The organism is Hyphomonas sp. NPDC076881 (genome assembly GCF_050269995.1).
In the GTDB taxonomy this organism is placed as follows: domain Bacteria; phylum Pseudomonadota; class Alphaproteobacteria; order Caulobacterales; family Hyphomonadaceae; genus Hyphomonas.
In genome coordinates this window covers 1-12671 of the sequence record NZ_JBNNJJ010000021.1, presented here as the reverse complement: position 1 = coordinate 12671, position 12671 = coordinate 1, and the positions used below count along the sequence as shown (strand labels likewise).

Sequence of the window (12671 nt, the reverse complement as noted above, 5' to 3'; positions counted from 1 at the left end):
AGACTGGGAACCTGGGATGGCACTCTCCTTCACGGAAAAGAAACGTATCCGCAAAAACTTCGGCCGCATTCCCGAAGCCATCGAAATGCCAAACCTGATCGAGGTCCAGCGCGAGTCCTACGAAGCCTTCCTCCAGATGAACACGCCGCGCGAAAAGCGCACGGACGATGGCCTGGGCGGTGTCTTCAAATCGGTTTTCCCGATCACGGACTTCTCTGAGCGCGCGACCCTCGAATACGTCTCCTACGAGTTCGAACAGCCTAAGTTCGACGTTGAAGAGTGCGTCCAGCGCGACCTGACATTCCAGGCGCCGCTGAAGGTTCGCCTCCAGCTCGTGGTGTTCGACGTTGATGAAGACACCGGCGCCCGCTCGGTCAAGGAAGTGAAAGAGCAGGAATGCTATCTCGGCGACATCCCGCTGATGACCGAGAAGGGCACTTTCGTCGTCAACGGCACAGAGCGCGTGATCGTCTCGCAGATGCACCGTTCGCCGGGCGTGTTCTTTGACCATGACAAGGGCAAGACCCACGCTTCGGGCAAGCTGCTGTTTGCGGCCCGCATCATTCCGTATCGCGGCTCCTGGCTCGACTTCGAGTTCGACGCGAAAGACATCCTGAACATCCGGATCGACCGCAAGCGCAAGCTGCCGGCGACGACGATGCTCTATGCGCTCGGCTATGACACCGAGCAGATCCTCGACCAGTTCTATACCCGCTCCATCTACCGCCTCGACAAGAAGGGTTGGATCACCAGCTTCCGCGCCGATGCCTGGAAGGGTGTGAAGCCGGAATTCGACCTGATCGACGCAAAGACCGGCAAGGTTGTGGCCGAGGCCGGCAAGAAGATCACCGCGCTCAAGGCAAAGCGTACGGCTGAAAGCGGCACAGACGAGATCCTCGTTACCTCCGAAGCCCTCGTCGGCAAGTTCCTGGCCCGCGATGTCGTCAATCTGGAAACCGGGGAAATCTTCGGGGAAGCCGGTGATGCGCTGGAGGAGGCGACCATCGCCGAAATGCGCGATTACGGCATCGACCTGATCGAAGTGCTGGACATCGACGCCGGTGGCCGTGGCCCCTGGCTGCGCAACACGCTGAAAGCCGACAAGAACGAGACCCGCTTCGAGGCGCTCTCGGACATCTACCGTGTCATGCGCCCCGGCGAGCCGCCGACGCAGGAAGCGGCAGAGGCCCTCTTCGGCCAACTGTTCTTCGATGCCGAACGTTATGATCTCTCGGCCGTTGGCCGCGTGAAGATGAACATGCGTCTGTCGGTGGCCGTGCGCGAGTATGAGTCGGCTGAAGACAACATGCGCACCCTGCGCAACGAGGACATCATCGGCGTCATGAAGGTCATCCTCGACCTGAAGGATGGCAAGGGCGAAGTCGACGACATCGACAACCTCGGCAACCGCCGTGTCCGCTCGGTCGGCGAGCTGATGGAGAACAACTACCGCATCGGTCTCGTGCGCATGGAGCGCGCGATCAAGGAACGTATGGGCGCGGTCGACATCGACACCGTGATGCCGCACGACCTGATCAACGCCAAACCGGTTGTGGCCGCTGTCCGCGAATTCTTCGGCTCCTCGCAGCTGTCGCAGTTCATGGACCAGACCAACCCGCTCTCCGAGATCACCCACAAGCGCCGTCTTTCGGCCCTTGGCCCGGGCGGTCTGACGCGCGAGCGTGCCGGCTTCGAGGTCCGCGACGTTCACCCGACGCATTATGGCCGTATCTGCCCGATCGAGACGCCGGAAGGCCCGAACATCGGTCTGATCAACAGCCTCGCGACCCATGCCCGCGTCAACAAGTACGGCTTCATCGAGAGCCCGTACCGCCGCGTGCTGAACGGCAAGCTGACCGAAGAGGTCGTGTACCTCTCCGCGATGGAAGAGAGCATCTATTCGATTGCTCAGGCCAACGCGACGGTCAACGAGAAGGGCGAACTCGTGAACGAGTTCGTCAACGCCCGTGTGGCTGGCGAAGCGACCATGGTTGCCCGTGAAGAAGTTCAGTATATGGACGTTTCGCCCAAGCAGGTCGTCTCGGTGGCTGCCTCGCTCATTCCGTTCCTCGAGAATGACGACGCCAACCGCGCGCTGATGGGCTCGAACATGCAGCGCCAGGCGGTGCCGCTTGTGAAGTCCGAAGCGCCCTTCGTCGGCACCGGTATGGAAGCAGTCGTTGCCCGCGACAGCCGCGCCGCCATCGTTGCCCGCCGGGCAGGGGTGGTCGAGCAGGTCGATGCGATGCGTATCGTTGTGCGCGCCACCGACGAGCTGGAAGGCTCCAAGTCGGGCGTGGACATCTACCGTCTCGCGAAGTTCCGCCGGTCGAACCAGAACTCGTGCATCAACCAGCGCCCGATCGTGAAGGTTGGCGACGTTGTGTCGAAGAACGACATCATCGCCGACGGTCCGTCTACGGATCTTGGTGAGCTGGCGCTCGGCCGGAACGTGCTCGTCGCGTTCATGCCCTGGAACGGCTACAACTTCGAAGACTCCATCCTGATCTCCGAGCGCATCGTGCGCGACGATGTGTTCACCTCGATCCACATCGAGGAATTCGAAGTTGCCGCCCGCGACACCAAGCTCGGTCCGGAAGAGATCACCCGCGACATTCCCAACGTCGGTGAGGAAGCGCTCCGCAACCTCGACGAAGCCGGGATCGTGGCGGTTGGCGCCGAAGTGAAGGCCGGCGACATTCTCGTCGGCAAGGTCACGCCGAAGGGCGAAAGCCCGATGACGCCGGAGGAGAAACTCCTGCGCGCCATCTTCGGTGAGAAGGCTTCTGATGTGCGCGATACCTCGCTGCGCGTGCCGCCGGGCGACGCCGGTACGGTTGTGGATGTCCGCATCTTCAACCGCCACGGCATCGACAAGGACCAGCGCGCGCTGCAGATCGAGCGTGAGCAGATCGAGAAGCTGCAGGAAGACAAGGAAGACGAACAGTCGATCCTTGAGCGGAACACCTATTCGCGCCTGCACGACATTCTCGTCGGCAAGGAAGCAGCTACGGGCCCGAAAGGCTTCAAGGCCGGCAAGATCGCCGAAGCGGCTCTCGAAGAGCTGAACCAGCGTCAGTGGTGGGATATCGAGCTGAAGTCTGAAAAGGCTCAGGCCGAACTCCAGGCCCTGCGCGAACAGTTCGATGCTTCGATCCGCGAACTTGATGCCCGCTTCAACGACAAGGTCGAGAAGGTCCAGCGCGGCGATGATCTGCCTCCGGGCGTGATGAAGGTCGTGAAGGTCTTCCTGGCTGTGAAGCGCAAGCTGCAACCGGGCGACAAGATGGCCGGCCGTCACGGCAACAAGGGGGTTATCTCCAAGATCAACCCGCTCGAAGACATGCCCTTCCTGGAAGATGGCACGCCGGTCGACATCGTTCTCAACCCGCTGGGCGTGCCTTCACGGATGAACGTCGGTCAGATCCTCGAGACCCACTCTGGCTGGGCCTGCCGCGGCCTTGGCCACATTATCGACAAGGCACTGGAAGAGTACCACCAGAAGCATGACATCAAGGCGCTGAAAGCCTCGCTGACCCATGCCTATGGCGAAAGCCAGGATCTGCCGGAGGGTGATGAGGAGATCATCGAGCTGGCCGGCAACCTCCGGAACGGCGTTCCCATTGCCACCCCGGTCTTCGATGGCGCCCGCGAGGACGACATCAACGACCTGCTGGTTCGCGCCGGTCTCGACTCGTCGGGTCAGGTCCGCCTGTTCGACGGCCGCACCGGTGTGGCGTTCACGCGCCCGGTCACGGTTGGCTACAAGTACCTTCTGAAGCTGCACCACCTGGTCGACGAGAAGATCCACGCCCGCTCCACGGGTCCGTATTCGCTCGTCACCCAGCAGCCGCTGGGCGGCAAGGCCCAGTTCGGCGGTCAGCGCTTCGGCGAGATGGAGGTCTGGGCTCTGGAAGCCTATGGCGCTGCCTACACGCTGCAGGAAATGCTGACGGTGAAGTCGGACGATACGGCCGGCCGTGCCAAGGTCTACGAAGCGATCGTCCGCGGGGACGACACCTTCGAGGCTGGCATTCCGGAGAGCTTCAACGTGCTTATCAAGGAGATGCGTTCGCTCGGTCTCAACGTCGAGCTGCTCGAGGAAAATGGCCTGGAGCGCGACGCAACAGATGAGGCCCCGGTGGCCGCCGAGTAGACTTCTGCAAAATAGGGCCCCGCCTACCGGCGGGGCCTCGCCGACCCGGATTTATTCAGGGCAGGGGAGAGAGACCTCCCCATAAACGCCCGCCCCAAGGAGCAGACACCCTATGCGCCAGGACGTCGCCAATATGTTCAACACCAATACGCCCGCCCCGAGCTTCGAGGCGATCCGTATTTCGATTGCGAGCCCGGAGAAGATCCGCTCATGGTCGTCTGGTGAAATCAAGAAGCCCGAAACCATCAACTACCGCACGTTCAAGCCGGAGCGCGACGGCCTGTTCTGTGCGCGGATCTTCGGCCCGACGAAGGACTATGAGTGCCTTTGCGGCAAGTATAAGCGCATCAAGTATCGCGGCATCGTTTGCGAGAAGTGCGGCGTGGAAGTGACCCTGGCGCGCGTCCGGCGCGAGCGCATGGGCCATATCGACCTGGCCGCTCCGGTGGCCCACATCTGGTTCCTGAAGTCGCTGCCGTCCCGCATCGCGACGCTGGTGGACATGCCGCTGAAAGACGTAGAGCGCGTGCTCTACTTCGAAAGCTATGTGGTCATCGAGCCCGGCCTGACCGAGCTTGAGCCGCACCAGCTGCTGACCGAAGAAGAATACATGGACGCGCAGGACCGCCTGGGCGAAGATGCCTTCACCGCGATGATCGGCGCTGAAGCGATCCGCGAGATCCTCAAGAGCCTCGACCTGCCGACGCTGGCCGAGACGCTGCGCGAGGAGCTGCGCGAGTCCAGTTCGGAACTGAAGACGAAGAAGTATTCCAAGCGCCTGAAGGTGGTGGATTCCTTCCTCCAGTCGAAAGCGAAACCGGAATGGATGATCCTGACGGTCATTCCGGTTATCCCGCCGGACCTGCGCCCGCTGGTTCCGCTGGATGGCGGCCGTTTCGCCACCTCCGACCTCAACGACCTCTATCGCCGCGTGATCAACCGGAACAACCGCCTGAAGCGCCTGATGGAGCTTCGCGCGCCGGATATCATCATCCGTAACGAAAAGCGGATGCTGCAGGAGTCGGTGGACGCCCTGTTCGACAACGGCCGCCGCGGCCGCACGATCACGGGCACCAACAAGCGCCCGCTGAAGTCGATCTCCGACATGCTGAAAGGCAAACAGGGCCGCTTCCGCCAGAACCTACTCGGCAAGCGCGTCGACTATTCCGGCCGTTCGGTCATCGTGGTCGGCCCGAACCTGAAGCTGCATGAATGCGGCCTGCCGAAGAAGATGGCGCTCGAGCTGTTCAAGCCGTTCATCTATGCGCGCCTTGACGCCAAGGGCCTCGCCGGCACGGTGAAGGCGGCCAAGAAGCTCGTGGAGAAAGAGAAGCCGGAAGTGTGGGATATCCTCGACGAGGTTATCCGTGAGCACCCGGTTCTCCTGAACCGGGCGCCGACGCTGCACCGCCTCGGCATCCAGGCGTTCGAGCCGAAACTGATCGAAGGCAAGGCCATCCAGCTGCACCCGCTCGTCTGCGCTGCATTCAACGCAGACTTCGACGGCGACCAGATGGCGGTCCACGTTCCGCTGAGCCTTGAGGCCCAGCTGGAATGCCGCGTGCTGATGATGTCGACCAACAACATCCTCTCGCCCGCCAACGGTAAGCCGATCATCGTTCCGTCTCAGGACATCATTCTCGGCCTCTACTACCTCTCGCTCGACCGCAAGGGCGAGCCGGGGGAGGGCATGGTTTTCGCAGACCTCGCCGAGATCGAACATGCGCTGGACGCTGGCCTGATCACCGTGCATTCGAAGATCAAGGCGCTGTATGATGGCGTCAATTCGGAAGGCAAAGCGGAACGCCGCATCATCGACACGACGCCGGGCCGCTACATGGTGGCGAACATCCTGCCGCGCTCGAAAGCGATCGGTCCGGAACTCGTCAACACCGTGCTTTCCAAGAAAGCCATCGGCAAGATCATCGACGAAGTTTACCGCCTGTGCGGCCAGAAGGCGACGGTGATCTTCTGTGACAAGATGATGGAGCTGGGCTTCCGTGAAGCCTGCAAGGCCGGCATCTCCTTCGGCAAGGATGACATGGTCATTCCGGAAGCGAAGAAGAAACTGGTCGACGCGACCAAGGATCTCGTGGCCGACTATGAGCGTCAGTATGCTGACGGTCTCATCACGCGCGGCGAGAAATACAATAAGGTCGTTGATGCCTGGTCGAGCTGCACCGACAAGGTGGCTGACGCCATGATGGAGTCTGCCTCCAAGGTCCAGATCAAGAAGGGCAAGGAGCAGATCAACTCGATCTTCATGATGGCCGACTCCGGCGCGCGTGGTTCGAAGAACCAGATGAAGCAGCTCGCCGGTATGCGCGGCCTGATGGCCAAGCCGTCGGGCGAGATCATCGAGACGCCGATCATCTCGAACTTCAAGGAAGGCCTCACCGTTCTCGAGTACTTCAACTCGACCCACGGCGCCCGTAAGGGTCTGGCCGATACCGCTCTGAAGACGGCAAACTCCGGTTACCTGACCCGCCGCCTCGTCGATGTGGCCCAGGACTGCATCATCAATGAAGATGATTGCGGCACCGAGAAGGGCATCGACATCACGGCCGTGATGGAAGGCGCTGACGTTGTGGTCTCGCTGAACGAGCGTATCCTCGGCCGCGTGATTGCCGAAGACATCAAGGGCGCCGATGGCAAGCTTGTTGTTCCGGCCAACACCTATGTGGACGAGGACGTGGCCGCCCAGATCGACGCTGCCTCTGTCGACCGCGTGAAAGTGCGCTCGCCGCTGACCTGCGAAACCAAGAACGGCATCTGTGCCCAGTGCTATGGCCGTGACCTCGCGCGCGGTACGCTGGTCAACCGGGGGGAGGCTGTCGGCGTGATTGCTGCCCAGTCCATCGGTGAGCCGGGTACGCAGCTGACGATGCGTACCTTCCACATCGGCGGCGCGGCCCAGGTGGCCGACCAGTCGTCGCTGGAAGCCAGCTTCGAAGGCACCGTGCGCTTTACCGATGCCGAGATCGTTACCCGCAAGGACAAGACGATTGTGGTTGTCGGCCGCCGTATGCAGGTCGAGATCGTGGACGCCGACGGCCGCACGCGCCAGTCGTTCCGTCCCGCCTATGGTACGCGCCTGATGATCAAGGATGGCGACAAGGTTGCCCCCGGCAAGCTGCTTGCCGATTGGGACCCCTTCGCCCAGCCGATCGTGTCGGAAGTCGGCGGTGAAGCCCGCTTCATCGACCTGGTGGACGGCCAGACGGTTCGTGAAGAGACTGACGAAGCGACCGGTATCTCGGCGCGCGTGGTCGTTGATCCGCGGACGAGCTCGAAGTCTGCTGACCTCAAGCCGACGATCCAGATTGTGGACGCCAATGGCAAACCGGTGAAACTGCCCAACGGTTCGCCGGCAAGCTATGTCCTCTCCGTGGGCGCGATCCTCTCGGTCTCCGATGGTGACCGGATCGAGCCGGGTGACACGCTTTCCCGCGTCGCAACGGGCGGTGCCAAGACGAAGGACATCACGGGCGGTCTGCCGCGCGTGGCTGAACTCTTCGAAGCCCGCCGTCCGAAGGACCATGCGATCATCGCGGAAGTCGATGGCCGCGTCGAATACGGCCGCGACTACAAGAACAAGCGCAAGGTCACGATCGTTCCGACCGAGGAAGGGCGCGAGCCGATCGACTATCTGGTGCCGAAGGGCAAGCACCTTGCGGTGCAGGATGGCGACTTCATCAAGCGCGGTGAGTATCTGATGGACGGTAACCCCGCGCCTCAGGACATCCTCTCGACGCTGGGCGTGGAAGCGCTCGCCAACTACCTCACCGAGGAAGTGCAGAAGGTTTACCGTCTGCAGGGCGTGCCGATCAACGACAAGCACATCGAGGTGATCGTTCGCCAGATGCTGCAGAAGGTCGAGATCACCGAGGGCGGCGATACGCCGTTCATCACCGGCGAGCACATCGATGCGATCGAGTTCGAGGAGGCCAATGAGGCCATCCGCCGCTCGCGCAAGAAAGACCTGCGCGAAGCCACGGCGACCCCGCTGCTGCTGGGCATCACCAAAGCCTCGCTGCAGACCAAGAGCTTCATCTCGGCGGCTTCCTTCCAGGAGACGACCCGCGTGCTCACCGAGGCAGCGATCCAGGGCAAGGTCGATACGCTCGACGGCCTCAAGGAGAACGTCATCGTGGGCCGCCTGATCCCGGCCGGTACGGGTGGCGGCATCCGCCAGTATCGCCGTGTGGCTGCCGAACGCGACCAGAAGCTGAAGGCAAAGCGCGCCGCCGCAATGGCCAAGGCGGAGGAGGGGATCACCCTCGTCAGCCTGCCGGCTCCCGAGAAGGACACGGCCGGCGAATAAGCCAGGCTGACTTGAACCAAACGGAAAAGCCTGCCAGCAATGGCAGGCTTTTTCACTTTTCGGGCATGGATCATGAGGGCAGGGCGGACTGAGATTGCGGGCATACTCTGCGCGATTGCCGCTGTCGGGCTGATTGCCTGGATGTGCTTTGAAAGCTGGGGCGGCCTGTCTCCGTTCTGATTCGATACAAGAACGACATGCCGCCATGCGGAAAGCCGCGCCAGCGCCCTTGACGCGCCGCGCGCGCGAGTCTACACGCCCCGGATCGTCAGAGAGGCAAATGGGCTTTTCGTCCAGTGCCGCACCGAAACAGCAATGTTCCGGCGAAGCTGACCCCCAATTTCCGCTCGTCCCGGAAGCCCGATTGAGGGCCTTCGGGGCACACGTCATTATAGGCCCCCGGGCCGCAACGTACGAAGAGACAGTAGGCCCGAATGCCCACGATTCAGCAGCTGATCCGCAATCCGCGCGAGCCAAAGCGCACCCGTACCAAGACCCCCGCCCTGAAGGCTTGCCCTCAGCGCCGCGGTGTCTGCACCCGTGTTTACACTACGACCCCGAAGAAGCCGAACTCGGCACTCCGGAAAGTGGCCAAGGTGCGCATGACCTCCGGATTTGAATCGCTGTGCTACATCCCCGGTGAAGGCCACAACCTTCAGGAGCACTCCGTTGTGCTCATCCGCGGCGGCCGCGTGAAAGACCTTCCGGGTGTGCGCTACCACATCGTGCGCGGCGCGCTCGACACCCAGCCCGTCAAGAACCGTAAACAGCGCCGCTCGCATTACGGCGCGAAGAAACCGAAGTAAGAGGCTAGAGGCTCATGTCCCGTCGTCACAGTGCCGAGAAGCGCCAAGTCCTGCCCGATCCGAAGTTCAAGGACATCGTCGTTACCAAATTTATGAACCAGATCATGCGCGACGGCAAAAAGTCCGTCGCCGAGCGCATCGTGTACGGTGCCTTCGATCTGGTCGAAACCCGTTCGAAAAAGAACCCGGTGGAAGTCTTCCACAATGCGCTCGAAGCTGTCGCTCCGGCCGTTGAAGTGCGCTCGCGCCGCGTCGGTGGTGCAACGTACCAGGTTCCGGTTGAAGTCCGCACCGAGCGCCGCCAGGCGCTGGCGATCCGCTGGCTGGCGTCTGCCGCTGCCGGCCGCAACGAGAACACGATGCGTGAGCGTCTTGCCGGCGAGCTGATGGATGCAAGCCAGGGTCGCGGCAACGCGGTCAAGAAGCGCGAAGACACCCACCGCATGGCGGATGCGAACAAGGCGTTCGCCCACTACCGCTGGTAACAAGTACAATCGCCGGGCGGCAGGGTTACCTCGCCCGGCGAGTGACCCACCCTTCCTTCCGGGAAGCAGAAACGAAGGTTTGATCTCATGGCCCGCGAATATCCGCTGGAGCGATACCGCAACTTCGGCATCATGGCCCACATTGATGCCGGCAAAACCACGACCACAGAGCGTATCCTCTACTACACCGGCAAGTCGCACAAGATTGGTGAAGTGCATGACGGCGCGGCGACCATGGACTGGATGGTCCAGGAGCAGGAGCGCGGCATCACGATCACGTCGGCTGCCACGACCACCTTCTGGGAACGCACCGAAGACGGCTCCACGGCGCTGTCGCCGAAATACCGTTTCAACATCATCGATACCCCCGGGCACGTTGACTTCACCATCGAAGTCGAGCGTTCGCTGGCCGTGCTTGACGGCGCGGTCTGCGTGCTAGATGCCAACGCCGGTGTTGAGCCGCAAACCGAAACCGTCTGGCGCCAGGCCGACCGGTACAAGGTTCCGCGCATCGTGTTCGTCAACAAGATGGACAAGATCGGCGCTGACTTCTTCAACTGTGTCCGCATGATCAAGGACCGCACCGGCGCAACGCCGGCGCCGATCCAGCTGCCGATCGGTTCGGAAAACCAGCTCGAAGGCCATATCGACCTCATCACCATGAAAGAATGGGTGTGGGCCGGTGAAGACCTCGGCGCGACCTGGGAAGTGCGCGAAATCCGCGACAGCCTGCGTCCGCTGGCCGAAGAATGGCGCGGCAAGCTCATCGAGATCGCGGTCGAAATGGACGACGCGGCGATGGAGGGCTACCTTGAAGGTAAAGAGCCGGACATCGACACGCTGCGCAAGCTGATCCGGAAGGGCGTGCTGACGCTGTCCTTCATGCCGGTTCTCTGCGGCTCCGCGTTCAAGAACAAAGGCGTTCAGCCGATGCTCAACGCTGTGGTCGACTTCCTGCCGAGCCCGCTCGACGTTCCCGCCTATATGGGCTTTGCTCCGGGCGACGAGACCGAGACGCGGAATATCGAGCGGTCTGCCGATGATGATCAGCCGTTCTCGGGTCTTGCCTTCAAGATCATGAACGACCCCTATATGGGCACGCTGACCTTCACCCGGATCTATTCGGGCAAGCTGTCGAAGGGCGACTCCTTCCTCAACTCGACCAAAGGCAAGCGCGAGCGCGTGGGCCGGATGGTCATGATGCACGCCAACAAGCAGGACGAGATCACGGAAGCCTTCGCAGGCGACATCGTGGCGCTCGCCGGCCTCAAGGAAACCACGACCGGTGATACGGTCTGCGATCCGAACAAGCCGGTCGTCCTCGAAACCATGACCTTCCCCGATCCGGTTATCGAGATCGCTGTGGAGCCGAAGTCGAAGGCTGACCAGGAGAAGATGTCGGTTGGTCTGCAGCGTCTGGCTGCCGAAGACCCGTCCTTCCGCGTCGAAACGAACTTCGAGTCGGGTCAGACGATCATGAAAGGCATGGGCGAGCTTCACCTCGACATCCTGATCGACCGTCTCCGCCGCGAGTTCAAGGTTGAGGCTAATATCGGTCAGCCGCAGGTGGCTTACCGCGAGAAGATCGGCCGCGCGGCCGAGATCGACTTCACGCACAAGAAACAGTCCGGCGGTACCGGCCAGTTTGCGCGTATCAAACTGACCTTCGAGCCGCTTGAGGCGGGTTCGGGCTTCCAGTTTGTCAGCGCGATCGTTGGCGGCGCGGTTCCGAAGGAATACATCCCCGGCGTCCAGAAGGGCCTGGAAATGGCCAAGGAAAACGGTCTGCTGGCTGGCTATCCGGTGACGGACTTCCGCGCCACGCTGACGGACGGCGCCTTCCACGATGTCGACTCCAGCGTTCTCGCCTTCGAGATTGCGGCCCGCGGCGCGTTCCGCGAGCTGAAAGGGAAGGGTGATCCGCGCCTGATGGAGCCGATCATGAAAGTGGAAGTCGTCACGCCGGAAGACTATATGGGCGACGTGATTGGCGACCTGAACTCCCGCCGTGGCCAGATCCAGGGCTCTGAAGCCCGCGGTAACGCCACTGCGATCACGGCGATGGTGCCGCTGGTGAACATGTTCGGCTATGTGTCCACGCTGCGTGGCATGTCGCAGGGCCGCGCTCAGTTCACCATGCTCTTCGATCACTATGACGAAGTTCCGCGCGCTGAAGCACAGAAGATCATTCAGGAAGTCTCGGGCTCCTAATCGGGCCCCTTGTACAAGAACTAGAGGAGAGGCCCGATGGGCAAGGCAAAGTTTGAGCGTACGAAGCCGCACGTGAACATTGGCACGATTGGCCACGTTGACCACGGCAAGACGACGCTGACGGCAGCGATCACGATCACGCTGGCGAAGTCTGGCGGTGCGACGGCGAAGGCATATGCCGACATCGACGCGGCGCCGGAAGAGAAGGCACGCGGCATCACGATCAACACCGCGCACGTCGAATATGAGACGGCCAACCGTCACTATGCGCACGTCGACTGCCCCGGCCACGCGGACTATGTGAAGAACATGATCACCGGCGCGGCGCAGATGGACGGCGCGATCCTGGTGTGCTCGGCCGCTGACGGCCCGATGCCGCAGACCCGCGAGCACATCCTGCTGGCCCGTCAGGTCGGCGTGCCGGCGCTCGTCGTGTTCCTGAACAAGGTCGACATGGTTGACGATGCCGAGCTGCTCGAGCTCGTCGAGATGGAAGTGCGCGACCTCTTGTCGTCCTACAACTTCCCGGGCGACGAGATCCCGATCGTCAAGGGCTCGGCGCTTGCCGCTGTTGAAGACCGCGACGCCGCCATCGGCCAGGACGCGATCCTCGAGCTGATGAAAGCCGTCGATGAGTACATCCCGACCCCGGAGCGTCCGCTGGACAAGCCGTTCCTGATGCCGGTGGA

Annotated in this window: 6 protein-coding genes; all 6 read left to right on the top strand. The window is 62.0% G+C overall.

Features of this window, described 5'->3' with window-relative positions:
• Nucleotides 1-16: 16 nt before the first annotated feature.
• Entirely contained in the window at nucleotides 17-4156 is a 4140-nt protein-coding gene (gene rpoB / locus ACQKI2_RS17305) for a DNA-directed RNA polymerase subunit beta (RefSeq protein ID WP_427380875.1), read from the top strand.
• A 112-nt stretch (nucleotides 4157-4268) separates the two neighbouring features.
• Nucleotides 4269-8480 (top strand): DNA-directed RNA polymerase subunit beta', encoded by a 4212-nt coding sequence (gene rpoC, locus ACQKI2_RS17300; protein ID WP_427380874.1) that lies wholly within the window; start codon nucleotides 4269-4271, stop codon nucleotides 8478-8480.
• A 434-nt stretch (nucleotides 8481-8914) separates the two neighbouring features.
• Nucleotides 8915-9286, top strand: a complete 372-nt coding sequence (rpsL, locus tag ACQKI2_RS17295) for a 30S ribosomal protein S12 (RefSeq protein WP_011647831.1) — start codon at nucleotides 8915-8917, stop codon at nucleotides 9284-9286.
• 14 nt (nucleotides 9287-9300) lie between these two features.
• Entirely contained in the window at nucleotides 9301-9771 is a 471-nt protein-coding gene (gene rpsG / locus ACQKI2_RS17290; RefSeq protein WP_035594174.1) for a 30S ribosomal protein S7, read from the top strand.
• A gap of 87 nt (nucleotides 9772-9858) precedes the next feature.
• The gene (fusA, locus tag ACQKI2_RS17285; protein WP_427380873.1) at nucleotides 9859-11982 is read left to right on the top strand and encodes an elongation factor G; all 2124 of its coding nucleotides are present in this window, start codon (nucleotides 9859-9861) and stop codon (nucleotides 11980-11982) included.
• A 36-nt stretch (nucleotides 11983-12018) separates the two neighbouring features.
• On the top strand, nucleotides 12019-12671 hold a 653-nt coding region (locus tag ACQKI2_RS17280; RefSeq protein ID WP_427380872.1), incomplete at its 3' end, for a GTP-binding protein.